We start from the raw sequence: 26,047 nt of genomic DNA, 5'->3' as shown, positions 1-26,047 counted from the left end.
GGATGAAAAACTTTCACTATTTAAAGAATGTGACGACCCTGCAGCTGCAGGAAGAACTCTGCATCGGCTGCGGTCGCTGTCTGGAAGTCTGCCCGCATCAGGTCTTTATTCTGCAAAAAAAGAAGGCGGCCATCTCCCTTCGCGACGACTGCATGGAGTGCGGCGCCTGCCAGCTAAACTGTCCGGTGGCGGCAATCTCCGTTGACGCCGGGGTCGGCTGTGCCACCGGTCTGATCAATGACTGGCTGCGTGAACATAATCTGCGCGCTCCCGGTGGCGACTGTTGTTCCTGAAGAACTACTTCGCACCATTCCTTTTTCCCGATAATCCGGAGTCTTTGATGTCACAATTTCTGACCGTAGCTGCTCTCTTCCTCCTGCTCCTCTCTTCTTCTCCGGCCGCCGCATCAGAGCAGACGCCCCTGGCGCCGGCGTCAGTCGATGCTTTGACAACAGCGATCAATCGCCTGGCAACGGCCCTGGAAGCCGAACAAAAGAGCACCAACAACAAAGAATCGCTGGAGAGACTCAATCTGGCGATTGCTTATCTGAGTTTTCGCTCGCGGCGCATCGAAGTCGTCGAGCGGGACATTAACGCCTTGAAAAATACCCGTAACAACATTGAAGATGCGCAAAAGACCTGGAGCGAGCGGATTCTCGCCCTGGAGGAACGGCAAAAACAGAGTATGGGAGGAGTAAACGGGGATTTAAGTAAGATGATCGAAGATTCCAAAACACAGATGGCGGCCTTCAAGGAAAGGCAGGCGCGTCTCGGGGAAGAGATTATTCAACTGGAAAACCGCAATTACGAATTGCAAAGAGAGATCAACAGCATCGAAAAGTTTGTCGAACGCCACCTGGATTTTTAGGTGTAGCGTGCAGCAAGAAGATCCCCCCGTCCTGATCACCGCGAACTGCACCGGCTGTGGCCGTTGTGTCGCCGCCTGCCCCCTCCACGCACTCACCCTCGTGACAGAACGCGCCGACGGATTTGGGCGTAAAACCGCTATCGTTAATACGCAGCGCTGTTCCGGCTGCGGCCTCTGCCTCCCCGCCTGCCCGCATCACGCCTTGTGTCTTATTTGACCTATAAAAAAACCCGACCGCCTCATGGCGTCGGGTTCTAGCTATATCGTCCGTTTTTTCCTCAACACCCGCAACCGCAGTTGTGACACACCCGTTTATTCTCCCCGTCCGGTTCAACCATCTCCGGCGCAAAGGCGACGCGACTGACACCGCGGCGGATATCTTCTTCCAGATTGCAGTTGGCACTCTTGCCGAGGACATGACCGAGACAAAGGTTTCCGATACCGTCTTTTGGAGAACTCAGCCGCACACAGTTGAGGAGATCAGCGTAGCCGTTAATTTCAAGGACAACTTCTTCCTGCCAGCGACCATGAACGCTAATCTGGAAAGGGGTGTATTCGCCCTGCAACCTGCTCACCCAGGCATCGATGCTGGCACGGTCGAAATCGATACGCCAATCTTCCCGCAAAAAACGCCGCCCGTAAAAAGTGAGAGTGATCTCTTTACCGCTCATGGTTTAGACACCTCAGGAACAGGAGTCGCGGCCGGTACGAGCAGCTTGACCTCGAGATCCTGCGGCGGTTCATTCTTGAGGGCCGCCCGCACCAGCTGTGCACTCTTCTTACCGGCCACGCCGGGGCGCTGCCAGGTCAGTTTGACCTTGGTGCCAACCTTGCCCCAAAGCCGATTTTTGGTCACATCGGCAAACTTGCTGCCGCGTAATGCCACGCCGTCGACGGCGCTAATCAGATCACCGGGGCGCAGCTTGGCTTTATCAGCCGGAGATTTCGCCAAGACCGCGATGACTACAATCTCACCAGTGGAGATCGGCACCACCTGCAGACCGACGCCCCCCATGTCCGCCGGTTTGGCCGGCGCGGCGGGGGGTGCGGCAACAGAATGCCAACTCAGACAGAAAAGAACGGTCATCGTGGCAAGGAGAAGGCGCGCGCTGCGATACAGCATCAAGTTATCCTTCCGTGATCCAGGAAGTTTCGCCGCAGCCCTGCCGCAACACCTCAATGCGGTCGCCGACCAGGCTGATCACTGTCGAAGGATCGCCCATGAGGATGCCGCCATCGACAACCATATCGAGTTGCTGGCCGAATTCATCCTCAATATCATAAGGATCACACAAGGGATTGCTGCCGGAAAGGTTGACGCTGGTGGTGACAAGGGGCTCGCCGAGTTCGGTCACAATCGCCAGAGCAATGCGATTATCAGGAATACGAATACCGACGGTCTTCTGCTTGGTGGTGAGGATCTCCGGAGTCTGCCGCGTCGTTTCGAGGATAAAGGTAAAAGGACCGGGAAGCCGTTGTTTAAGGATACGAAAAGCGAAGTTGCTGACCTGGGCAAAACGGGTGATCGCGGCCAGATCAGGGCAGATAAAGGCGAAGGGCTTCTTCGGATCGCGTTCCTTGATCCGGTAGATCTGCTGAATCGCTTTGCGATTGGTAATGTCGCAACCGATGCCGTAGATGGTATCAGTCGGATAAGCGATGACCCCGCCTTTGCGCAATGTCTCGACAATGCGGGTGATCTGGCGCGGCTGCGGGTTATCGGCATGAACAGGTATGATCATCGGCTGCCCCGTAAAATTGGATTAGAGGAGGTATTTCAGCTCGGCAAGCTGCTGCAAATCTTTATAGATCGCTTTAAGCTGTTCGACATTCTGCAAACGGACAACAACGGTCACACACTGATACTCCCCTTTGCTGCTCGGGCGCACCTTGATGGCGTCAAGAGGGGCAAAGACGGTGGCGCCGATCGTCGCACGGACGCTGTCCACAAAGGTCTCGTTATTGGGACCAAAGGCTTTAAAGATGTAATCGCAGGGGAATTCAACCAGCTCGTCGAGCGGCTTGTGTGTGCCACAGTCACAGCTATGCGCCATGATTATCCTCCGGTATGGCCGAAGCCGCCGGCATTGCGCCGGGTGGTATCGAGTTCATCGACAGCGACAAATTCCACCCGGACAACCGGGGCAATGATCAGCTGAGCAATACGTTCGCCAGGGGCGATCGTCACTGCGTCCTGTCCGTAATTGATGATGATAATTCCAACTTCGCCTCGATAATCCGCATCGATAGTGCCGGGCGAATTGACCAGTCCTATCCCCTTTTTCAAGGCCAAACCGGAACGGGGCCGTACCTGACCTTCAAACCCGTCAGGGATCGCCAGAGCCAAACCCGTGGGAATGAGAGTTCGCTCCCCTGGTTCGAGGATTATTTCGGATGCTAAATCAGCATGAAGGTCAACACCGGCGGCGAGATCGGTCATGTAGCGGGGCAGAATCGCCGTCGGGGAGAGGCGGCGCACCTGGACGGTCAAAGTCGAGGGAGGCATGCTAGCGTCCCTCGACCGTGAGTTGCGACAGGTCGAAACCGTGCGGCTGGATGCGGCCAAGAATCTGAAGATTCAGGTATTCATCCTTGATAACAAATTCAGCGAGACGATGAATATCTTCCACCGTCACCTTCTCAATGCCCCGCTGCAATTCGCGGACCGGGAAGATGCGACCGAGATAAATTTCGTTGCGCGCCAGCAAAGACATGCAAGTGTCGGAACTTTCCAGCGACAGGAGGATATTCCCCTGCAGCTGATCCTTGGCAACAGCCAATTCATCCGCAAGGATCGGTTGGGCCCTAAATTTTGCCAATTCTTTGAGAATCTCCTCCACCGTCTGCCGGGTATCCGCCGGCGCAACCGCCGCATAAACAACCAAAGCACCGGCATCGGAATGAGCATCGACAGAACTGTAGATCGAGTAAGCCAACCCGAGATTTTCCCGGATCGATTGAAAGAGCCGTGAACTCATGCCGCCGCCGAGGATCATGTTGAGGAGATAGGCAGCGAAACGGTTGGGATGATCCTGGGGGAGGAGACGGGTCCCGAGACAGATATGAACCTGTTCGAGCTCTTTTTCGTGCAGGTGCAGATGTCGACCGTAGTCCGGCAGGAGCGTGGCGACCTCCGGAAGGGTCGGGCTCATGCCGGAAAAAGCCGCCGTGATCAGATCGACGACTTGACGATGATCGACATTCCCGGCAGCAACGATGACAATTCCTTCGCCACAATAGCGCTCATGCACAAAGTCACAGAGATCGTCGCGGGTCAGGGATTCTATGGAGGCGGCCGTGCCGGTGATGGAGTTGCCGAGGGGATGATTTTGCCAGAAGGTCTGGTTAAAGAGGTCGTAACTGAGCTCATCGGGGGAGTCTTCGACCATCCCGATCTCCTGCAGGATGACCCGCCGCTCCTTTTCGAGCTCATCCGGGTCAAAGATCGAATTCTGCACCATGTCGGCGAGCAGATCGATGGCCAGCGGCAGCTTTTCGCCAAGAACCTTAGCGTAATAACAGGTATATTCCCGACTGGTGAAACCGTTGAGAACGCCGCCGACCGAATCGATGGTTTTAGCAATCGTCCGGGCATCACGCGTCTGCGTCCCCTTGAAAAGCATGTGCTCGACAAGGTGAGATATGCCGCTGACCTGCGGCATTTCATGGCGAGCACCGGTCTCGATCCAGATCCCGACGGCCGCAGAGCGAACCGCCGGGATCTTTTCACTAACTATCCGGATACCGTTATCGAGAACCGATTTCTGGATCATAGCCGCGACGATTTACTCGCCAGCGGTTTCAGGCTTACCAAGGGCTTCCTTGCGGGAGAGCTTAATCTTCCCTTGCTTGTCGATGCCGATACACTTGACCAGAATCGAATCGCCTTCGGCCACAACATCGGAGACGTTCTTGACCCGCTCATGCGCGAGTTCAGAAACGTGTACCAAGCCATCGGTGCCGGGATAGATTTCAACAAAAGCGCCGAATTCCATGATTTTGCGCACGGTCCCCTGATAAATCTTGCCGACTTCGGCTTCCTGGGTGAGATCGCGAATCATCTTGATCGCTTTTTTGCAGGCATCGCCATCAGCCGAGGCAATATTGATCCGGCCGTCATCTTCGATGTCGATCGAGCAACCGGTCGCTTCGATAATGCCGCGGATATTTTTGCCGCCCGAACCGATAACGGTGCGGACCTGGTCGGATTTCACGTAGATGGTGGTGATCCGCGGCGCGTACTGTGACAGATCGCCACGGGGGGTCGCGATCGCTTCGGCCATCTTGCCGAGGATATGGATGCGGCCGGCTTTCGCCTGCTCCAGCGCCTGCTTCATGATTGCCCGGTCGACACCGGTAATCTTGATATCCATCTGCAGGGCGGCAATGCCAGTGGCAGTACCGGTGACTTTGAAGTCCATATCGCCGAGGTGATCTTCATCGCCGAGGATGTCGGAAAGGACGGCAACATCATCCCCTTCCTTGATGAGACCCATGGCAATCCCCGCCACCGGAGCTGTCAAGGGGACACCGGCATCCATCAGTGCCATGGAAGCGCCGCAGACACTCGCCATCGACGAAGAACCATTCGACTCGAGAACATCGGAGACGATGCGGATGGTATAAGGGAAGGCATCATGCTGGGGGAGCACTTTGGCAATCGAGCGCTCGGCAAGATAGCCGTGGCCGATTTCGCGACGGCCCGGGAAGAGACGCATGCTGGTCTCGCCGACCGAGAAAGGAGGAAAGTTGTAATGGAGCATGAACTTCTTGAACTCCATCCCCTGAATGTTATCCATGCGCTGTTCATCGCTGGAGGTGCCGAGGGTCGCGGCTACCAGAGCCTGGGTCTCGCCGCGGGTAAAGAGAGCGCTGCCGTGGGTGCGGGGGAGATTTCCAACTTCGCTGACGATCGGACGAATCGTCGTCATATCGCGACCGTCGATGCGGACCTTCTCCTTGGTGACCATCTGCCGTAAGGTGCGCTTCGAAATCGAATTGAGGATGGCGGAGACTTCATTACCGCGTCCGGCGTGCTCGACTTCCATCAGCTCTTTAATCTCGGTTTTAATCTGATCGATAGCGGCATAGCGCTCCTGTTTCGAGCGGATTTTGCTCGCGGCCTTGAGACGCTCAGCAGCCAACGGGGTGATCTTGGTTTCGAGTTCAGTATCCGCCTTGGCGACTTCGAAAGCACGTTTGCTGACGCCGACCAGTGCTTGCAATTTGGACTGCAGTTCAATCAGCGGCTGCAGAGCATTGTGACCGTAGAAGATCGCTTCGAGCATATCATCTTCGGAGATGAGATCGGCTTCGCCTTCGACCATCATCACCGCTTCTTTTGAGCCCGAAACGATAATATCGAGATCGCTGGCGGCCATCTGCTCGCGCGTCGGATTGGCGATTAACTCGCCGGCGACCCGGCCGACGCGTACAGCGGCAATCGGGCCAGCAAAGGGGATGTCGGAAATGACGACCGAAGCCGAGGCGGCAACCATCGCCAGGGTATCGGGGTCATTGATCAGATCCGCGGAGATGACCGTCGGCATAATCTGGGTCTCGAACATATAGCCCTTGGGAAAGAGCGGACGCATCGGACGGTCAATCAGGCGGCAGATCAGCGTTTCGCGCTCTGAAGAGCCCCGCTCACGACGGAAGAAAGATCCGGGAATCTTGCCGGCGGCGTAGAATTTTTCCTGATAGTTTACGGTCAGCGGGAAGAAATCTTGCCCTTCACGCATCTTGCTGGCAGAAACGACGGTGCAAAGGACTTTGGTATCGCCATAAGTGACGATAACCGCGCCGTGCGCCTGGCGCGCCATTTTGCCGGTTTCGATCGTCAACGGCTGGCCGTTAAACTGCATTTCAACTTGATGATAGGTTGCTTCAAACATGGTCATACTCCTTGTCTACTGAAAAACTCTCAATCATTCCATAATGATTGAGTTTTTCAACGGTTTAGCACGGTGAAAATAGACTAGGGAGGTTGGCCTGAGACAGTCTTCAATGCGCTAGACCAGCACATTAAAAACTCTCTCGGGACAGCCTCCCGAGTCGCCGACGGTGGAAAGAGATAAGCGCACTCCTCACCGCAAGGAGTGCGCTTATCTGTATTATCTGCGGATTTTAAGGGCCTTGATCACTGTCCGATAGCGCTCGACATCTTTGCTCTTCAAGTAGTCGAGAAGACGCCGACGTTGTCCAACGATCTTAAGCAATCCGCGCCGCGAATGATGATCCTTGGCATGGGAGCGAAAATGCTCGGTCAGATAAAGGATGCGCTCTGAAAGCAGAGCAATCTGGACTTCGGGCGAACCGGTGTCCCCTTCGTGAGTCTTAAACTGTTCGATGATTTCCTGTTTGCGTTCCGTGGCCAGCACTGTGCCACCTCCTTACTAGTATTATTGCCTGTACCGGACTTCAAATGGCCGGTGGTCATGAAGCCTTGATCTTTTATCACAGAAGAAAAAGGCTGTAAAGTTATTATGCGTTGAACGGGAAGACCCGTAGCAGAACAAAATCGCCGCGCGCCTCGTTTTGACGTTCAGGTTCAAAGCGGGCAACTGCGACCAACTGCCGGTCACGACAGAGAGTAACGAGGCTACCGGCCGTCGGAAACGGCTGCATAGTGATGATTTCACTTTGTTGCGGCGGCACCCCGTTCTTCAAACGAACCAGCGCCTCTGTTGACAAATCGAGGACCGGCAGAGCTGCAAGGGCGGCCGAAACCGGCAAAAACTGCACAGTCTCCGGTTCACACCGCAGGCGATCAAGGGGGATCGCCTCTCCTTCGGAGAAGGCGCCGCTCTTCAGGCGGCGCAACGCGGTCAAATGAGCGCCGCAGCCGAGACGGGCACCAAGATCATGAGCGAGAGTGCGAACATAAGTCCCCTTGGAACAGGTGACTTCAAACGTTATAAAGGGAAGCTCGACCAAACAGAGCGCAAAACGATAAATTTCAATCGAGCGCAGAGCCCTTTCGACCTCAATCCCTTTACGCGCCAACTCATACAGAGGTACACCGTCACGCTTGAGCGCCGAATACATCGGCGGCATCTGCTGGATAGGCCCGAGCAGAGTAGCGATTGCGGCCTCTATCTGTGCCCGGTCGATACCATCGATCGCAGTGCAGCGGAGAATGGTCCCATCCGCATCCTGAGTATCGGTTGTCTCGCCCAGCTTCAAGGTGCCACGATAGACCTTCTCGCCATCCATGACGAACTCAACCAAACGCGTCGCTTCACCGATGGCAACCGGCAGAACTCCAGTCGCCATCGGATCGAGAGTGCCGCAATGGCCAACGCGCCGCACCTTGAAGGCACGACGTATCGTCCGCACCACATCAAAGGACGTGACCCCCTGGGGCTTATCGACAACCAGAAAACCGTTCAATGGCAGCTATCGAGGAGCTGATCAACACGCTTAAAAACGATACTGCGCACAGATTCAAGATCCCCCGCGAGTTGAGCTCCGGCGGCATTATGATGGCCACCACCACCAAATTCACGGGAGATTGCGCCAACATCAATGCGGCCCTTGGAGCGGAAACCGACCTTGAATTGCTCCGGACCAATCTGTCGGAAGAAGAGTCCAACCTCGACACCATGGATAGAGCGCGGGTAATTGACAAAACCATCGGTGTGCTCGGCGCGGGCGCCGGTGGCACCGTACATATCGGTTGTCACACTCACTGAACCATAACGGCCGCAAGTGGAGATGGTCAAGGTTTGCAGGGCGAGAGCAAGAAGACGCAGACGCAGTTCCGGTTGGCTTTCATAAAGTCCGGCCGCGGCATCCCAGGGATTGACGCCCAGCGCAATCATTTCACCGGCAACACGAAAAGCCTCTGCATCGGCATTGGAGTAGCGAAACGAACCGGTGTCGGCCAAGATGGCCGCATAAACACAGAAAGCAACCTCGCGGGGCAGAGGGATATTTCCGGCCAGCAGCAGACGATAGATCAGGACGCCGGTGGCGCTGGCCTGTTCATCAACATAATGGAGCGGGGTAAAATGCTCGGAAAATGGGTGATGATCGATGTTGACGAGAAGATCACAGCGTTGTGCCAAATGCGTTCCAGCCCGACGCAACTCCCCGGCATCCAGGATGAAACCGACATCGAAACGTTCGTCGGGTTCCAGGGTGCAGCGAATCGTTGTCGACTCTGGAAGGAAAGCCAGGGCATCAGGAACGCCATCGCAATTATAAGCGACAACCTCCTTGCCAAGAGAACGCAGGGCCAGAGTCAAAGCCAGCGTCGAGGCAATGGCATCACCGTCCGGTCCTTCGTGCGAAGCCACGAGAAAGCGGCGGTTCTCATTAATTGTCTTGAGAATCGCCCGAACCATCCTCTTCTTTCTCCTGAATCCCTTTAAGCAACGATTCAATATGATGCCCGTAATCGATCGATGTATCGTAATGAAAGACAACCTCAGGGACAACCCGCAACCGTAACTGCTTGCCGATTTCACGCCGGATATACGGGATGGCACTTTTGAGCCCGGCCGCAGAGTCCTTCCGGGCCTTGTCATCACCAATCACTGTAAAGAAGACCTTGGCCAAGGAAAGATCCGAGGTGACGTCAACAGCGGTGATGGTGACGAAACCGACCCGGGGATCTTTCAACCCCTTGATGATCAGGGAGGAGATCTCTTTTTGAATCGCTTCAGCGACCTTTTGTGCCCGTTGTATTCCCAAACTTAGCTACCTTTGCTCATAATGACATAGGAGGAAACTACGATTAAACTTTTCGAACGAACACCCCAAGATTACAGGGTCGTCTTGATCGCTTCCATCTCAAAGGCTTCGACAATATCTCCGACCTTGAGATCGTTATAGTTTTCAAGACCGATACCGCATTCATAATTGCTGGCGACTTCCCGCACGTCATCCTTGAAGCGCTTGAGGGAAGAGAGCTTTCCAGTCCAGACAACAATGTTATCACGGACCAGTCGGACCTGGGCATTGCGGACAATCTTGCCATCGGTAACAAAGGAACCGGCAATCGTCCCGATCTTGGTGATCGAGAAGATGTCACGCACGATCGCTTTACCCAAAGGCTTCTCGCGATAGGTCGGTTCGAGGAGTCCTTCCATGGCATTACGGATGTCGGCCACCGCATCGTAAATGATGGTGTAGAGACGGATGTCGACCCCTTCACTCTCGGCCAATGCCGCAGCCTTGGCTTCCGGTCGAATATTGAAGCCGAGTACAATCGCATCCGAAGCGGAGGCAAGAGTAATATCACTTTCGATAATGCCGCCGACCGCAGTATGAATGACAACCAGACGGCAGGCTTCAGTAGAAAGTTTCAGTAAAGAATCCCGTACTGCTTCAACCGAGCCCTGCACGTCACCCTTGATAATAACCTTGAGTTCTTTCGCTTCGCCCTCCTGAATCCGGGCATAGAGTTGTTCAAGCGAAATCTTGCTGTGTTTGGCGAGTTCGACTTCGCGCAGTTTCTGCTCACGATGCTGGGCAACATCACGAGCCATACGCTCATCTTCAACTGCATAGAAGGTATCGCCAGCACCCGGCACGCCGGTCAAACCGGTGACTTCGACCGGAACCGAAGGACCGGCCGCCTCAAGGCGGTTACCGCGATCATCGGTCATGGTGCGCACGCGACCGTAATACAGGCCGGAAACGACGGGATCGCCGATCTTCAACGTTCCTTCCTGCACAAGAACCGTGGCGACTGGACCGCGACCACGATCAATGCGGGCTTCGACGATTGTCCCTTTTGCCCGCTTGTTCGGATTCGCTTTAAGGTCAAGGACTTCAGCCTGAAGCAGGAGCATTTCGAGCAACTGTTCAAGATTTGTCCGCTGCTTGGCGGAAACTTCACAGAAAATTGTCTCGCCGCCCCAGTCCTCGCTGACCAGCCCGAACTCTGTCAATTCCTGCTTGACACGATCGATGTTAATGTTGGGTTTATCAATTTTATTAATGGCAACAACGATAGGGACACCGGCTGCCTTGGCATGGTTGATCGCCTCTCGGGTTTGCGGCATGACTCCATCGTCGGCAGCGACAACAAGGATAACGATATCCGTGACCTTGGCACCACGGGAACGCATCGCCGTAAAGGCTTCGTGACCAGGGGTATCAAGGAAGGTAATCTTGCGGCCATTCAATTCGACGTCATAGGCGCCGATATGCTGAGTGATGCCGCCAGCCTCCCCATCCGTAACATTGGCCGTACGAATAGCATCAAGAAGACTGGTCTTACCATGATCGACGTGACCCATGATCGTTACGACCGGCGGACGGGGCTGCAGGTTTTCAGCTTCCTCCACATCGGTCTGCTTAATCACGGCGGCATCGAGGATGGTATCTTCATCAAAAGCGACGTTTTCAACTTCATACTGGAAGTCGGCGGCCAGAATTGCAGCCGTATCAAAGTCGAGGGGATGATTAATCGTCACCATCGTCCCCTGACGCATCAACTCCTTGATCAAGTCGTTTGCCTTGACGCCCATGCGCTTGGCAAGCTCGCCAACGGTAATCGCATCACTGATACGGATAATCCGCTTAATAGCCTTGGAAACCGTCAACTCGGTCTTCTTGGCAACCGGCTTCTGACTCCGTTTCTGCCGCCGTTGCCGATCGCCGTGATCCGGTTCAAAGACATCACGCCGGCCAACGCGACCTTTAGCACCTGCACCATCAGCAGTCGGCCCGGCGGTATAGTCAGTCTTGCCTTTGGATTTCTTTTTATTGCGCTGTTCCTTCCCCGGGAAGAGCTCCGCAGGGGGGGGAGTCATGCCCGGACGGGAGGGGCCACCGCCAGGACGACCGGCAGCTCCACCAGGTCCACCGGGACGGGGCGGGCCACCTGGACGGCTACCCGGCCCTCCAGTGCCAGTCGGGGCACCGGGACGTGTAAAACCACCCGGACGACCGGCACCGCTCGGGCCGCCAGGACCGGCCGGACGCGACGGCGCTCCGTCAGGGCGGGGAGGACGAGCAGTTCCTCCCTCGGGACGGGGCGAGGGGGGACGTCGATCGGCAGGGCGCGCGCCGGCCTGATCAGCCGGTCGTACAGGCCGTGGGCCATTATTGATAAATTCTTCGCGGCGACGGGGTGCAACCGGAGGAGGAAGTTCGACGCGGCCGAGGATCCGGGCCCGACCGGGAACATGTTTCTCCGCCTGCGTCATATCGTGCAATACCGGCGCATGCTTGCCTGACTTTTCGTCACCAACGGCTTCCGGTGAGATGACTTCAGTCTTGGATACAGAAGAAGCCGCCGCAACAACCGGGGCAGATTCCTTATTGGTATCTTTGGGCGTAGCAGCTTCTGCAGGGGGAACATCCCGGACCGCCGACTCGACCTTAGGCGGCGACGCAACTTGTGCACCAGCGACAACCGGAGCCACCTTTGTCTCCGCAGTCGCCCTGACTGCTTCCACTACAGGAGGAACCGCTTCAGTAACCGGAGCCTTGACTGCTGTTACTTCAGGGGGGGGAGGTGCCACGACTGGAGTTGCAACAGGAGGAATAACCGCTGCTTCCGGAAGGTCAACGGGACTAGCAGCCTCAACTTCAGGCGCCGTATCCTTGCGGCGGCGACGAATAATCCCGCCACTGATCCGCTCTTCATCAACCTTCTTGTCGCTCTGAGCAGCTGCCTCAAACTTCTTGAGATCGCCCTCTTCAAGGACACTTTGGTGGCTCTTGGCGTCGATTCCGGCCTTATGCAAACGCTCAATCATCTCTTTGTTTTCAAGTCCGAGCTTCTTGGCCAGTTCGAAAACTTTTGTCTTTCCCATCAATACTCCCCTGCAATTCGCTGGTAACGTTCCAGTTCAACTCTGATCGCTGCTGCGAGCGACCCTGGCACCAAAGCAAGGACGCTCCGTTGCCCCGTCCCGAGAAGACGGCCGAGAAACTCTTTTTCAAACATTCGGTAATAACGGACGGATCGGTTTGTGGCACGACCAACAACTTTTTCGCCAATGCCATCTGAAACATCGCTGGCAATCACAACAAAGGCCAGAGGGGCACCCGCAGAAAGACGATCAAGGATCAAACTACTCCCGGAGAGGAGTTGATGCGCTTTACGCGCCATGCCAATCAACCCGCTGATCCGTTCTTGAATCTGTCGGGACAGCTCACGGGAGATATAATCATCCGTGACCGGCAGTAGCTCCCGTTTAAACGTTCGGGCAAACTGGCGACGACGGAATGCTTCGGCAATACAGCCAGGATCGACACAGGTATATGCACCGCGCCCCGGCAGTCGCCCTTTGTAATCGACCAGCAACTCGCCCTGCGGCGCCAGAACATAGCGCAATAGATCCTTGCGGGCAAAGGCCTTACGGCACCCAAGACAGGTGCGCTGTGGACCGCGTTCTTCGTCAGAGGTCAATCCTTGGCCTCTTCGTCATCAACGCCAGAGTCAAGCGGCGCTTCGTCGCCAGAGACTTCGTCTGCAACAAGGTCATCGCCCGCAATATTCCCGCCGACAAGCTCTTTATCTTCGGCAAGATCACCTTCTTCGTCGTCGCCGTCGAGCTCAGCCTGCGCTTCAGCCGCACGAGTCTCGCTCTTGATATCGATCTTCCAGCCGGTCAACTTGGCAGCAAGGCGGACATTCTGCCCTTTCTTGCCGATCGCCAAAGAAAGCTGGTCGTCAGGGACGATAATTTCCAGGGACTGCTCATCATTGTCTACATAGACCCGATTGACTTCCGCTGGAGCAAGAGCAAAACAGGAAAAGCGGGCAATATCCGGCGTCCAGGGGATGATATCAATCTTTTCCCCACGGAGTTCCGAGACCACATTCTGCACCCGTGCACCACGCATACCGACACAGGCGCCGACCGGATCAACATCGGGATCGTGAGAAACGACAGCGATCTTCGCCCGGCTTCCCGGCTCACGAGCCACAGCCTTGATCTCGACAATCCCTTCGGCAATCTCTGGAACTTCGGATTTAAAGAGAGCGGCAACAACGCCGGGATGGGTGCGGGAAATAATGATTTGAGGACCCTTGGTCGCCATGCGGACATCGGAGATATACGCGCGGACACGGTCGCCCTGGCGATAATTCTCCCGGGGGACCTGTTCCTTTTGCGGCAAGAGCGCTTCAGCCCGGCCGAGATCAATCACCAGATCACCGCGCTCATAACGGCGAACGATGCCATTGACCATCTCGCCAATCCGATCGCGGAATTCGTTATAGATACCATCGCGCTCGGCTTCACGAACCTTCTGAATGATCACCTGCTTCGCCGTCTGGGCGGCGATTCGACTAAAGTTTCCGGCATCAAGTTTCATGCCGAGCGAGTCGCCGACCTCAACCTCGGGATCAATTTCATGCGCCTCGGCAAGATCAATCTCTTTATAAGAATCGAGAACCTCATCGACAACGGTGACAAATTCGAAGAGCTCCACTTCGCCAAGTTCATCATTATAATGAGCTTCAAGCTCGCGGGTATTGCGATATTTTTTATTAGCAGCTGAAAGGACTGCGGATTCAAGGGCCTCGACAAGGATAACCCGATCAATTCCTTTTTCTTTAACCACTTGATCTATTATATGATTGAGATTTGCCAACATCGGTCTAACTCCTGGTTACAGTCTGGGCGAACAATCTTACAAACATTCACCTTTATGAAGTCCCCGCCAATGAGGCGGTAAACGCTAAAATTCTATTTCAAGGTTGGCCTTGGCAATCGCCACAAACGGAAAACTGACAATCCCACCTTTTTTATCGTTCTGTTCAAGACTGACAACATCGTCCTGAAAGCTGCGCAAGGTACCGACAAAGGTCTTACGTTCATGCCCGCGACCGTCGGGATCAAGCTTTTCATAGGTCTTGATCTTCACCAACCGGCCGATGAAACGCTCATAATCTGCTGCCTTCTTCAGAGGGCGATCAAGCCCCGGCGAAGAGACCTCAAGATGATAGGCTGCCGAAACCGGATCTTCAACCTCCAGGATCGACGACACTTCCCGACTGACCCCGGCGCAATCATCAAGTGTGACTCCGCCTTCTTTATCAATAAAAAGGCGCAGAAACCAGTCCTGACCCTCACGCTTGAACTCAAGGTCGACCAGCTCCATAGACAACTCGTCGAGCACCGGCTTGACAAGGTTTTGAACGCGATTATGTACACTTTCGCTATCCATACTACCCCAAAAAATAAAAAAAGTGAGCATGACTTGCCCACTTTGTGCCAGTGAACTAAACTTTACCCTAAACCTACTACCATAGGGCAGAGTTGCACGCAAGTATTTTTTTCAGATCATCCCCTTGACAGGGAGCGTTTTGCGATTAGTTTATGGCTCTAATATCACACTGAAAAGGAGGTTTTTTAATGGCATGCGGGAGGATAAAAACAAGTAATCTGTCGCTACGCAAAAGCCCTTGGCAAAGGATGATTTCGTACATCTTCGCACTGCTCATCCCTCTGTGCCTCACCCTAGTTACCGGCTGTAAAGAAAGGCCGGTAATTGAGGTAGTAGAATTTCCACAATCCTTTGCAGACCTGGTCGACAGAGTTCAACCGGCAGTGGTCAACATCAGCACAACTACGACGGTCAGGGTTCCGGGGCACCCCTTTCAGCACTTCTTTGAGCAGAACCGGAATGATCCCTTTGGAGACTTTTTTGAGAACTTCTTCGGCGCAGTGCCAGATCGCGAACTAAAACAGCGCAGTCTCGGCACCGGTTTTATCATCGACAAGAACGGTTTGATCATTACCAATAGCCACGTTGTCGAACGTGCCGACGAAATCAAGGTCAAACTCACTGATAGTCGGGAATTCAAGGCGGCAGTGATTGGCCGGGACCCCAAGACCGACCTTGCGCTGATCAAGATCTCTTCGCCCTTCGAGAAACTGCCCGTCCTCCTGCTCGGCGACTCGGACAATATCCGCGTCGGCGACTGGGTCCTCGCCATCGGCAACCCCTTTGGCCTTGAGCACACTGTCACCAAGGGGATTATCAGTGCCACCGGTAGGGTGATCGGCTCCGGACCTTATGATAACTTCCTGCAAATTGATGCGCCGATTAATCCCGGCAACAGTGGCGGTCCGCTCATCAACCTCCACGGCGAAGTCGTCGGCATCAACACGGCCATCGTCCCCGGCGGTCAGGGTCTCGGCTTTGCCATCCCCAGCAACATGGCGAAAGCGATTGCCACACAACTTGCCGACAAAGGGATCGTGACCAGAGGCTGGCTGGGCGTCAGCATCCAGAAAGTGACGCCGGAACTGGCTGAGTCCTTTGGCCACCGAGAGAGCCAGGGTGCCCTGGTGACCGACGTTGTGCCGCAAAGTCCGGCAGAACGGGCCGGGATCAAAACCGGAGACATTATCATCAACTTTGCCGGACGAAAGATAAAGGAAGCCGGCGACCTTTCAAGGTTTGTTGCCGAATCGCCGATCCAGAAAGAGGTCGTCGTCAAGCTTTTCCGCGCCGGACAGGAGGTCAACCTCAATGTCCGCCTGGAGGAGTTTTCCGAAGAAAAAATCAGCCGTCACAGTCATGCGGCAACTGACGAATTAGGGATGGAACTGGCTGTCCTCGATAGCAACTGGCGGAGAAAATTAGGCGTCCGTGATCTTGCCGGCGTGGTCGTTGTAGCTGTGGAAGCAAAGAGTCCTGCCGCCGCTGCGGGGATTGAGCGTGGCGATATTATTAAAGAAGTGAACCGGCGTCCGATCAAAACTCCGGACGATTTTTACGCAGCGCTCGGCGACAGAGCACGGGAACAATCCCTGCTCTTACTGCTCAAGAAGAACGGAGGGGCGGTCTATTTACTTCTCTAAAAAGAGTCCAGGATATAACTTGTTTGCTGAAAAACTACTGTTATTTTTTGGAAAATACGTTATATTTTGCGCCATTAATACTTGGGAGCGGCCTCCGCCGCCCCGCAAGGAGCGCATTATGCAGCGAATCATTGTCCTCTCCTTCCTGATCCTGACTCTCGCCCTGTCGGCGCATGCAGAAAGCCGTTACGTCACCGACCAACTGATCATCGCCCTGCGGCCCGCCCAAGACGACACCTCCCTCCCCCTGGAATATTTAACGACCGGCATGCAGGTTGAGGTGGTCAAAGATTATGGGTCCTTTCTCAAGATCAAATCCCCGACCGGCACGGTCGGTTTTGCCCGCAGCAAATATTTCGTTCCGACACCGCCAGAAAGAACAATAGAAGCGACCAGCGCCGTACAGGAGCAACTGACAGCGGCACAGCAACGCATTTCCGAGTTGAGTGCCGAAGTAGAACAGCTGAAATCGACGCCGGCAGTCCTCGCCACTCCCGAAAAGTCGCAAGAACTGGAAAAGAGTCGCGCTGAAATTACGACCCTCCAGCAAGAACGGGATCAGCTTCTGCAAGAAGTTGCCAAGCTAAAAGAAACTGCCAAGGAGAAAGGTCTCCTGCCGGATCTGACCGATATCAGTCAACTACAATGGTTTCTGGCGGGTGCAGCCATTCTGCTTCTCGGCTGGTTTGCCGGCAAATCCTCCCGCTCGAAACGCCGTTACTGACCGTACCATCCCCTCCCCGGCACTATCATTCAATCATCTCCGTCTCATATCGACAGATATGCACGCCGGGCGACCAGTAATCGGCGGCAAGTCCGGCTTTACGTTTGAGTTGCGTTAAAAAGAGCTGCGGGGTCGTCAATTCAGCCCAGACCGACGGCAGAAAAGTACCGCGGCAGTGACCGTCCGATAAGATTAATCCATCCACCCCGGGTCGGAGTTGGGCAAGAAGATCGTCCTCAGAGCTGAAGGTCATGGCGACCGGCGGGGTCAGCAGGGAGAGATGAATTTCCAGTTCCTCAACTTCGTCGTCTTGCACCGGAGGAAAACGGGGATCACGGAAAGCTGCGGCAAAAGCATTCTCGACGACATCAACGGCGAGGGGGCGCCAAGCTTCGAGGGAACCGATACAACCGCGTAACCGGCCGTTTTTCTCCAGAGTGACGAAGCTGGCGCGCGGCATCACCAATTCGTCAGTCAGCTCTTCCAGGACAACCATGAGAGGGCGCCCCGCCTGCACTCCATGGCGAATCGACGCGCGCGCCAGATCAAGAAGAAGAAGCTGATCCGTCCGAATCAAACGACATTCAGACAAAACCGTAAGCTCCATAACCGACAACCCGATCCCGGTCGCCAGCAGTATCCCCGGAGTTACGCAGATCGTAGGGGGTTACGGTTAATCCCAACTTTTTCGCCACCAGCAGCAGGCCGTTCATCGGCAACCGGCCGCAGGCATCATGATAATCGATGGCTTCAGGATTAAGCTTTTCGATCGCCTGCGACGTCGCGGCATCATGCTGCTTCGCCGTCGCATAATCCTCATAATGACTGAGATCGGAACTGATCACGACCAGAGTCTCAGGCCCGCCCCACAGCGCCTCAATGACCTTGGCAACAGCCTCTGCCGGGGCATTGCCGACCACAATCGGGACAAGGGAAAAATCTGACAACACCTCCTGGAGAAACGGGAGCTGCACCTCCAGACTGTGTTCGAGCGCATGCGCCTTATCGAGAATTTGCACGCCCGGCAGGGACAACAGCGCAATGTTCGACGGGCGATCGAGGGGGACAGAACCGAGGGGAGTGGTAAAGGAATCGGCGCTGCTCAACGCCAGACCATGAAAGGCAAGACGGTGAGCAGGGCCAAGGAGGACAACCCGCCGAATGGTGTCACGCCCGTAAGCAACGCGCGCATAAGCAGTGGCGGCAATCGACCCGGAATAGATATAGCCGGCATGGGGCACGATAATCGCCTTTGGACAAGGGGGAGAAACGGCCGGCACAGCTCCAAGGAAGGAGGCTATGAGGGTGCGCAACTGCCGGGCATCAGCCGGATAGAAGCTGCCATCCACTACCGGGGGACGGGTCGAAGTCATCGTCTCCTCCAACTTTGTAACAATTTGCACCGCTGAACAGCTCTCTCTTTCCGAAAGCTAGCATACTTTCCGGTAAAATCCAGACGTTCTTAGCGATGCAAAGAATAATCCGCCGCTTTTAAATCCGCGCAAGAGTGAATGGGTGCTCTTTCGTCTCGGCATTGGCACGCAGCAAGGTCTCTTCACCGGCGATGACAGAGATCGCACTCTGGCTGCGCTGTTCGAGAAGGTAGAGTTCAGCCACGCGCATCAAATCGTTCCGGGTCACCGCCAGGAGGCGGTCGCGACACTCTTGACGAATTTCCAGCGTCAAACCCTGCTGCCAGTTGGCAAACTCACGGGCACCACAACCGCCGGGCGAAAGAGGGCGATCGAGTTCGGCAAAGACCGCCAGCAGGGCTTCTTCGAGATCAGCAGCACTAAACATCCCCCTCGCGCCCCACTCGGCTGCCGCGACAAAGACCTCCAGAGTTCGCAGCAAGTGGGGATCCCGATAAGAAAGGCAGGAGAAGAGGCCGGACTCCGCATCGTAACTCGCCATCCCCCCGTATGCCCCGCCTTTTTCGCGAATCTCCCGATGCAGATATGCGGCTCGTAACATTTTTGCCAGCAGAGAGAGGGCTGCACCGTCCGGATGCGCCAAGGGAACGCCGGTCCAGACCTGGGCGACAAAATTAACCGGGGTGTTAAAACTCCAACCGAGACGAACGGACTGCGGCGACAAAGGAGGCGGGACACTGTGGCTGGCAGGCAGGAGCGGCAAACGTTGTTGAAAGTGGGCCAGTGGGACATCGATCGCCGCAAATTTTCCCGCTTCAGCCGTCACCCCGAAGTGCAGTGTCGAAGAATCGATCAGGGCAGCGCTGATCGCTGCCAGATCACCGGCAAAGCGGCTCAAAGTCTCTGCGTTGCCGGCGAGGGCACGCACCCGCTGCAGCAAAGAAATCCCCCCCCATTCTTCCCGCTGGCGCGCCGCCACCGTCAGATGTGCTGCCGCTGCCCGGGCAGCATAACTGTGTCCGGCCGTCACGATCGAATTTTCCAGATTTGCCTGGACTTGCCCCAAAAGTGTCGATAAACGTTCGCGATCGCTGAAGTCCGGGGCGGTACAGAAATCGCCGAGCAGTCGGAAAAGCTCTTCCTGCAAAGGGAGAAGAGCCTTACCTCGCATCGCGATGACTGGAGTAAAGCGCTGCATTGAATGGATATCGTCGAGAATCTCACAGGAGAATTGAATCCCGCCGGTCTGGGCTTCGATCCGTTCGGCAATCTGCACATACGAAGATCCAGCGGCGCCGAGTTGTGGCAACAGGGCGCACCACAACGGTAGAAACGGGCGAAGGTTAGGGGGCACGCGCTCGGCGGAAAAGTGTCCTGCGACATAACCGATGCCATTGGTCGGGGCGACAAAATGGGCAACTCCTTGCTCTATCGCGCCATAAAGAGGGGCAAGAGCTTCCTCTTTCCGGGGGATATCTGCCCGCGTCAGGGTTGGCAAGGAAGAGAGATCCTGTTCCCGCTCCTGCTCGGCCTGCAACTGCTGTGCAGCCGTCACTAACGCCTCAACCGCCGCAGCCGGCAACTCTGCCTTCACGCGCTGCAATTCTGCAGTAATCTCCGCCTCTTCACGAGCGCGCAGCCCGGTATCAGGAGCAAGGATCAGGGTCACGCGATGCGGATTTTCAAGAAACCAGTGACGGATGAGATTCTGTAAAAAAGGGCCGGCAGCGATTTCATTGCGCAAGCGCTCAAGATTGGCCCCCAACTGGAGTCCTGACAGGGGATCATCATTATGCAACCACGGGCCGAGCATACGAAAGAGGAGGGTGAGGGCATAGGGATAGGAATTCCCTGTCACTTCACGATGTTCGAATTCGAGGCGCTGGATCGCTCCGGCGATCCGCTCCGGAGTGAAGCCCTGCTCCGCCACGTCGGTCAGAGTCGTCAGGATCAACGGCTCGACCTCTGCCGCACTGGCGCTGCTGCAGCCCTGCAGGCCGACGGTAAAGGCGGTGGTACGATTATCATCGTGGTAGCCGCAACCGGGCGCAAGATTTTCACCGAGGCGCGATTCCAGGAGGGCCCGATATAGGGGCGCCGCCGGATTACCGATAAGCAGGCTCGACAGCAGCGACAAAGCCAGACGTTCAAAACTATCGACGACATCGCAGGTCAGCCAGCCGATCTGGACGAAGGTCTTCTTTTCGGCGTCTTCTTCAGTCTCAACTGGATAAAATTCGACCACCTCCCTTGGCGCCGATAAACGCGTCTCTGGCGGGATAGCGCTCTCCACCTGCCGTGGGCCGAAGTGACAAAGGACTTCGTCCTGGATTTGCTGCAGATGCCCTTCCAGCGGGAGATTACCGTAAGTAAAGAACCAGGCATTTGACGGGTGATAGTAATCGTCATGAAAAGCCCGCAAATCTTCCCAGGTCAACTTGGGGATTTCCGAAGGTTCCCCCCCCGAATTAAAGTGATAAGTAGTGTGCGGATAAAGTGCACGACTCATCCGCCGCGACAGGAGTGAAGACGGAGAAGCCATCGCCCCCTGCATCTCATTGTAAACAATCCCCCGGCGCTGCAGCGGCGTTGAAGGATCACCAGGATCGGTAAATTCGAGACGATGCCCTTCCTGGCGGAAATCCTCTTCCCGCAGCAACGGGAAGAAGGTCGCATCGAGGTAGATGGCCAGAAGATTACGCACATCCTGAGGATTCTGGGAAGCAAAGGGGTAAAAAGTCCAGTCGCTGGCGGTCATGGCATTCATGAAGGTATTGAGACTGCGCTTGATCATGGCGAAGAAGGGATCGCGCACCGGAAAACGCCGGGAACCGCAAAGCGTGGTGTGTTCGAGGATATGGGCAACGCCGCTGGAGTCAGAGGGTGGAGTGCGAAAACCGATGGCACACAGGTTGTTGCGGTCTTGCGTTTGGATGTGGACATGCCGCGCCCCGGTCACCTGGTGTCGCAATTCGATCATGGTAGCATTCAGTTCAGGAAGAGGATGCAGGGCACGGACGATATAACCGGAGAAGGTCGAACCCGGCGGAGAAAAAGAAAGGGGCATCAGAGCACTCCGGAGAAGTCAGAGAAGGGGATCAGGTACGAATCAGAATGAGTACGGCGGTGGCGAAGAGTCGCCACCGCCGCAGAGACAACGTTGCACAGTCAGGAGAAAGACCGCGAGACTAAAGCTTGAGACCGGTCAAACGGAAAAGAGCTTCTTCGTACTTCTCTCCGGTCTTGCGGAGAATCTCTTCGGGGAGCGCCGGCGCCGGCGCGGTCTTCCCCCAATCGAGAGTTTCAAGGTAATCGCGGAGAAACTGTTTGTCGAAACTCGGCTGTGCTCCCCCCGGTTTATATTGATCCTTCGGCCAGAAACGGGAGGAATCCGGGGTGAGAGCTTCGTCGATCCAGAGGAGTTTACCTTCATACATACCGAATTCAAATTTAGTGTCAGCAATGATGATACCCCGCTCTGCGGCAATATCCCGGGCCCGGCTGTAAATCGCCAGAGTCGTATCGCGAATCTGGGTGGCAATCTCTTCCCCACACAATTCGACGGTCGTCGCAAAGGAGATATTTTCGTCGTGCGAGCCGAGATCCGCTTTGGTCGAAGGGGTGAAGAGCGGCTGCGGCAACTGAGCGCTTTCAAGCAGGCCAACCGGCAGGGGAATGCCACAAATCGCTCCGGTTGCCTGATAATCCTTCCAGCCGGATCCGGAGACATAGCCGCGGGCGATACATTCGACCGGCAGCGGTTTAGCCTTCTTCACCAACATCGAGCGACCTTCGAGTTCCTGGCGATATTTGTGTGTTTCCACCGGGAAATCATCGACATCGACGGCAATGATATGGTTGGGAATGAGATCCACCATCTGCTTGAACCACCAGATCGAAATCTGGGTGAGGACCTGCCCTTTTTTCGGTATCCCTTCATTCATAATCACATCAAAGGCCGAAATCCGGTCCGAGGTGACTATGAGAAGATGTTCGCCGAGATCGTAAATATCCCTGACTTTACCGCGCGTGATCAGCTTGAGATCAGGAAAATTGGTCTGCATGATAACGGACATGAATTATTATCCTTTCTGGTCTGAGACCACAGCGGCAGAATATTCGATCTGTGCTTTTTCTCGTAGATCTTTAAGAGTTTTTTCGAGAATCTCCTGCTTTTTGCGCTCGACCACTGCCTGTCGCATTTCGTCACGGACCAGCGTCGTCAGGCCGGCAAGCTCGGCATTCTGTCGTTCTTTCAGCTGCACTACAACAATATCGCCATCAACATCAAAGGTCTTGGCCGGCAACGGTGCAGCTGCGGTCAGAGCAAAAGCGGCATTGCTCAGTTCTTCATTGGCTCCGACCATCGGCACAAAGAAGGTCTGGCTGCGGGGGAAGAGGCCGGTTTCACTCACGGGCAGGGAGCGCTTCGCTGCCGCGGCCACAAGATCACTGCCGGCGCGAAGTTCTGCCAGAATCAGATTCCCTTCGCTGCGGGCGAGATCCTTCGCCTTGCTTTGGCGATAAGCGGCTTCCACCGCCGGACGGACTTCCGTCAGCTCAGGGATATGAGCCGCGCGCTTCTCCTTCAACGCGTAGAACAAAACCCCCTGAGGTACAAGAGTGGGGCGACCAATCTCGCCGGGCTGCAGGGCAAAGATCGCATTAGCCACCTCTTTACTGAGGGGAGTATTCGCCACGGCTGCCTTGTCTGCGGGAAAGAAAGCGGTTTCTTGTACTTTGATGGCAAATTCCTGGGCAATCGCGTCGAGAGAACCGCCTTTACGATTAACATTATAAAGGTCCATGGCCTTTTCCAGCGCCAGTTCCCGGCTTTTCTCTGCCTTTGCCCCGGCCCGGACCTCTTCAATGACTGCGGCCAGAGGCTTGATCTGCGCCTCTTGACGAGCAATCGGACGAATGAGGTGATAACCGAAGTCTGTCGTCACTACCTCGCTGAGTGACCCGACGTTCAGGGAAAAAGCGGCTCTTTCAAAAGCGGGGACCATTATGCCGCGGGCGAAGAAGCCGAGATCGCCGCCTTGTGCACCGCTGCCGGTATCTTCTGAATACGTCCGGGCCAAAGCTGCAAAATCTTCACCCTGCAACGCCCGCTCCCGCAATTTTTCGATAAGAGCTCGCTTCTCGGCCTGCACCGCTGCCGTAGCTGCTTGCGGCACTCGAATCAAAAGATGTGCGGCGCGTACCTGCTCAGGGACTTCAAAGCGGTCAATATGACGTTGATAATATTTTTCGAGGTCGGCATCGTTCAGTTCGACACTGGCAGCAAAGGGCTTGCTGTCGACGATCAGATAAGAAATTCTCGCGGTTTCAGGAAGGCGAAATGCATCTTTTCGTTCAGCAAAGAAATTCTCCAGACCGGCCGGGTCGACCTTGACCTTCCCCTCAAAAAGGACCGGATCGATTCGTAACAGCGCCAGATTCACCTTCTCGTTACGTTCTTTGTACTCCAACTCAACATCGACATCACTCGCCACGGCTCCGCCCCCCAGAGATTGCCGGGCCTTTTCGACGAGGAGCTCTTGTTCCTGCATCATTTCGTACTGGTCAGGCGTTAAACGCTGGGCGCGCAATACCTGAACATATAGATCGCGGTTGAAAGCGCCGTTACTTTGAAAAGCAGGAATCGCGGCGATCGCCGCAACAATCTCCTGCTTGCTGACCTTCAGCTTCAAACGCTCAGCTTCCTGCAGTAACAGCATCTGATCGATCAAAGAATCGAGAGCCACCTTGCGCAGATTGAGAGTACTCTCAATCTGCGGGGTAAAAGCTTCGCCGTAAAGATTTTGATACATGCGATAGATATTTTCATAGGAACGTTGATAGTCGATCATTGCAATGGTGGTGCCGTTGATCTTGGCGGCAAAATCATCACTGGAAGAGGACGCATCATCCCCTTTGCCCCAGACGAGGAAGATCGTCCCGACAAAGGTAGCGATAATTGCCCAAAAGACAATCTGCACAAAGAAAGATTTTTGTTTTTGACGAATAATTCCAAGCATTTGAGGCTCCTCACAAACAAACTGATTATTAAAGGCTTAAAAAACTCCCCGATGTTAGACAAAGAGGGGTCGAAATGCAACTCCCTTTTTAAGTTTTCTCCTTGAAATGCCTTGATGATTTTGTTACGGTGACCTGCATTTTCACTCTTAGTCGAAGATGCCGGCTACGGCCGAGGAAAGGAGCTTCAACTTATAATGTTCAACATATTTGATTATGTCCTCGGCATGTTCTCCAACGACCTCGCCATCGATCTCGGTACCGCCAACACCCTGGTCTACCTCAAAGGCAAAGGGATCGTCGTCAGCGAACCGTCGGTGGTCGCAGTACAAAAAGATTATAACGGCCAGAAAAAAGTGCTAGCAGTCGGGGCGGAAGCCAAGAAGATGCTCGGCCGCACCCCCGGCAGCATCGTTGCCATTCGCCCGATGAAGGACGGCGTCATTGCCGACTTTGACATCACCGAAGAGATGTTGCGTCACTTTATCCTCAAAGTCCACAATCGCAAGACGTTGGTAAGGCCGCGCATCGTCATCTGTGTCCCTTCCGGAATCACCCAGGTCGAAAAGAGGGCGGTAAGAGAATCCGCTGAATCGGCCGGCGCCCGCGAAGTCTACCTGATCGAAGAACCGATGGCGGCGGCAATCGGTGCCGGCCTGCCGATCACCGAAGCCTCCGGCAACATGATAGTCGATATCGGCGGCGGCACAACCGAGGTCGCGGTTATCTCCCTTGCCGGGATTGTTTACGCCAAGAGCGTCCGGGTCGGTGGCGACAAACTCGACGAAGCGATCGTGCAGTACATCAAACGAAAATACAACATGCTCATCGGCGAACGCACTGCCGAAGAGATCAAAATGCGCATCGGCAACGCCTATCCTGATCCGGCAATTCTAACCATGGATATCAAAGGGCGGGACTTGGTCAGCGGTATCCCCAAGACGCTGAGTATCGATTCGGTCGAAATCCGCGAAGCAATTTCTGAACCGATCAATGCCATTGTCGATGCGGTCCGTGTCGCCCTGGAACAAACCCCTCCGGAATTGGCCGCTGACATCGTTGATCACGGCATTACCCTGGCCGGCGGCGGCGCCCTTTTACAGGGGCTCGACAAACTGATTCACGAAGAGACCGGGCTGCCGGTCTTTATCGCCGACGATCCTCTCTCCTGTGTCGTCCTGGGCTCGGGAAAGGTTCTCGACGAACTCGATCTGCTGCGACAGGTCACCACCCGCAACTAGTCACAGACTGTCGCTGACGGAACTCTTCTTTACGGCGG

26 protein-coding genes are annotated in these 26,047 nt (G+C 55.2%); 6 read left to right on the top strand and 20 right to left on the bottom strand.

The window, feature by feature from the left end; genetic code table 11:
- Nucleotides 1-2: 2 nt before the first annotated feature.
- From CVU69_00530 to CVU69_00520, 3 genes are read left to right on the top strand one after another with little or no spacing between them, the layout of a single operon-like run.
- Nucleotides 3-293 (top strand): ferredoxin, encoded by a 291-nt coding sequence (locus tag CVU69_00530; GenBank protein PKN13695.1) that lies wholly within the window; start codon nt 3-5, stop codon nt 291-293.
- Nucleotides 294-340: 47 nt separating this feature from the next.
- Nucleotides 341-868: a hypothetical protein gene (locus CVU69_00525; GenBank protein ID PKN13694.1), complete on the top strand. Its 528-nt coding sequence runs from the start codon at nt 341-343 to the stop codon at nt 866-868.
- Between the two features lie 7 nt (nt 869-875).
- Entirely contained in the window at nt 876-1,085 is a 210-nt protein-coding gene (locus tag CVU69_00520) for a 4Fe-4S ferredoxin (GenBank protein PKN13693.1), read from the top strand.
- A gap of 61 nt (nt 1,086-1,146) precedes the next feature.
- On the opposite strand, the gene CVU69_00515 is transcribed toward CVU69_00520, so the two are convergent.
- From CVU69_00515 to CVU69_00445, 15 genes are all read right to left on the bottom strand, one after another.
- The gene (locus CVU69_00515; GenBank protein PKN13692.1) at nt 1,147-1,539 is read right to left on the bottom strand and encodes a hypothetical protein; all 393 of its coding nucleotides are present in this window, start codon (nt 1,537-1,539) and stop codon (nt 1,147-1,149) included.
- Nucleotides 1,536-1,991: a hypothetical protein gene (locus CVU69_00510; protein ID PKN13691.1), complete on the bottom strand. Its 456-nt coding sequence runs from the start codon at nt 1,989-1,991 to the stop codon at nt 1,536-1,538. Before CVU69_00510 ends, CVU69_00515 begins: the two co-directional genes overlap by 4 nt.
- A gap of 4 nt (nt 1,992-1,995) precedes the next feature.
- Nucleotides 1,996-2,610, bottom strand: coding sequence for a threonylcarbamoyl-AMP synthase (locus CVU69_00505; GenBank protein PKN13690.1), 615 nt, complete (start codon nt 2,608-2,610; stop codon nt 1,996-1,998).
- A gap of 21 nt (nt 2,611-2,631) precedes the next feature.
- The gene (locus CVU69_00500) at nt 2,632-2,922 is read right to left on the bottom strand and encodes a hypothetical protein (protein PKN13689.1); all 291 of its coding nucleotides are present in this window, start codon (nt 2,920-2,922) and stop codon (nt 2,632-2,634) included.
- Nucleotides 2,923-2,924: 2 nt separating this feature from the next.
- Nucleotides 2,925-3,374: a dUTP diphosphatase gene (locus tag CVU69_00495; protein ID PKN13688.1), complete on the bottom strand. Its 450-nt coding sequence runs from the start codon at nt 3,372-3,374 to the stop codon at nt 2,925-2,927.
- Nucleotide 3,375: 1 nt separating this feature from the next.
- Nucleotides 3,376-4,641: a peptidase M16 gene (locus CVU69_00490; GenBank protein ID PKN13687.1), complete on the bottom strand. Its 1,266-nt coding sequence runs from the start codon at nt 4,639-4,641 to the stop codon at nt 3,376-3,378.
- A 12-nt stretch (nt 4,642-4,653) separates the two neighbouring features.
- Entirely contained in the window at nt 4,654-6,762 is a 2,109-nt protein-coding gene (gene pnp, locus CVU69_00485; GenBank protein PKN13686.1) for a polyribonucleotide nucleotidyltransferase, read from the bottom strand.
- Between the two features lie 219 nt (nt 6,763-6,981).
- Nucleotides 6,982-7,248: a 30S ribosomal protein S15 gene (locus CVU69_00480; GenBank protein PKN13685.1), complete on the bottom strand. Its 267-nt coding sequence runs from the start codon at nt 7,246-7,248 to the stop codon at nt 6,982-6,984.
- Nucleotides 7,249-7,351: 103 nt separating this feature from the next.
- Nucleotides 7,352-8,266: a tRNA pseudouridine(55) synthase TruB gene (truB, locus tag CVU69_00475; protein ID PKN13684.1), complete on the bottom strand. Its 915-nt coding sequence runs from the start codon at nt 8,264-8,266 to the stop codon at nt 7,352-7,354.
- Nucleotides 8,257-9,216, bottom strand: a complete 960-nt coding sequence (locus CVU69_00470; protein ID PKN13683.1) for a DHH family phosphoesterase — start codon at nt 9,214-9,216, stop codon at nt 8,257-8,259. The genes truB and CVU69_00470 overlap by 10 nt, the downstream gene beginning before the upstream one ends.
- Nucleotides 9,188-9,565 (bottom strand): ribosome-binding factor A, encoded by a 378-nt coding sequence (locus tag CVU69_00465; protein ID PKN13682.1) that lies wholly within the window; start codon nt 9,563-9,565, stop codon nt 9,188-9,190. Before CVU69_00465 ends, CVU69_00470 begins: the two co-directional genes overlap by 29 nt.
- 71 nt (nt 9,566-9,636) lie before the next feature.
- The gene (locus CVU69_00460; GenBank protein PKN13681.1) at nt 9,637-12,642 is read right to left on the bottom strand and encodes a translation initiation factor IF-2; all 3,006 of its coding nucleotides are present in this window, start codon (nt 12,640-12,642) and stop codon (nt 9,637-9,639) included.
- Entirely contained in the window at nt 12,642-13,241 is a 600-nt protein-coding gene (locus CVU69_00455; protein PKN13680.1) for a DUF448 domain-containing protein, read from the bottom strand. Before CVU69_00455 ends, CVU69_00460 begins: the two co-directional genes overlap by 1 nt.
- Nucleotides 13,238-14,434, bottom strand: coding sequence for a transcription termination/antitermination protein NusA (locus CVU69_00450; protein PKN13679.1), 1,197 nt, complete (start codon nt 14,432-14,434; stop codon nt 13,238-13,240). The genes CVU69_00455 and CVU69_00450 overlap by 4 nt, the downstream gene beginning before the upstream one ends.
- A gap of 84 nt (nt 14,435-14,518) precedes the next feature.
- Nucleotides 14,519-15,007: a ribosome maturation factor gene (locus CVU69_00445; protein ID PKN13851.1), complete on the bottom strand. Its 489-nt coding sequence runs from the start codon at nt 15,005-15,007 to the stop codon at nt 14,519-14,521.
- A 248-nt stretch (nt 15,008-15,255) separates the two neighbouring features.
- On the opposite strand from CVU69_00445, the gene CVU69_00440 reads away from it, so the two are divergent.
- Nucleotides 15,256-16,650, top strand: a complete 1,395-nt coding sequence (locus CVU69_00440; protein ID PKN13678.1) for a peptidase — start codon at nt 15,256-15,258, stop codon at nt 16,648-16,650.
- 118 nt (nt 16,651-16,768) lie between these two features.
- On the top strand, nt 16,769-17,374 hold the full coding sequence (locus tag CVU69_00435) for a TIGR04211 family SH3 domain-containing protein (GenBank protein PKN13677.1): 606 nt from the start codon (nt 16,769-16,771) through the stop codon (nt 17,372-17,374).
- Between the two features lie 25 nt (nt 17,375-17,399).
- Here the strand turns inward: CVU69_00435 and CVU69_00430 are convergent, their stop codons facing one another.
- From CVU69_00430 to CVU69_00410, 5 genes are all read right to left on the bottom strand, one after another.
- The gene (locus CVU69_00430; protein ID PKN13676.1) at nt 17,400-17,981 is read right to left on the bottom strand and encodes an AMMECR1 domain-containing protein; all 582 of its coding nucleotides are present in this window, start codon (nt 17,979-17,981) and stop codon (nt 17,400-17,402) included.
- Nucleotides 17,959-18,747, bottom strand: coding sequence for an AmmeMemoRadiSam system protein B (amrB, locus tag CVU69_00425; GenBank protein PKN13675.1), 789 nt, complete (start codon nt 18,745-18,747; stop codon nt 17,959-17,961). Before amrB ends, CVU69_00430 begins: the two co-directional genes overlap by 23 nt.
- A 118-nt stretch (nt 18,748-18,865) precedes the next feature.
- Nucleotides 18,866-21,814, bottom strand: a complete 2,949-nt coding sequence (locus CVU69_00420) for a peptidase M16 (GenBank protein PKN13674.1) — start codon at nt 21,812-21,814, stop codon at nt 18,866-18,868.
- A gap of 121 nt (nt 21,815-21,935) precedes the next feature.
- Nucleotides 21,936-22,823, bottom strand: a complete 888-nt coding sequence (locus tag CVU69_00415; GenBank protein ID PKN13673.1) for a phosphoribosylaminoimidazolesuccinocarboxamide synthase — start codon at nt 22,821-22,823, stop codon at nt 21,936-21,938.
- 6 nt (nt 22,824-22,829) lie between these two features.
- Nucleotides 22,830-24,770, bottom strand: coding sequence for a hypothetical protein (locus tag CVU69_00410; protein PKN13672.1), 1,941 nt, complete (start codon nt 24,768-24,770; stop codon nt 22,830-22,832).
- 195 nt (nt 24,771-24,965) lie between these two features.
- On the opposite strand from CVU69_00410, the gene CVU69_00405 reads away from it, so the two are divergent.
- Complete coding sequence (locus CVU69_00405) at nt 24,966-26,009, top strand: rod shape-determining protein (GenBank protein ID PKN13671.1); 1,044 nt, start codon at nt 24,966-24,968, stop codon at nt 26,007-26,009.
- The last annotated feature ends 38 nt before the right edge of the window (nt 26,010-26,047 follow it).

The sequence above is a fragment of the Deltaproteobacteria bacterium HGW-Deltaproteobacteria-4 genome (assembly GCA_002841765.1).
GTDB lineage: Bacteria > Desulfobacterota > Desulfuromonadia > Desulfuromonadales > UBA2197 > UBA2197.
The sequence above is the reverse complement of the archived record's forward strand: the minus strand, read 5'-3'. Positions and strand labels throughout refer to the sequence as shown.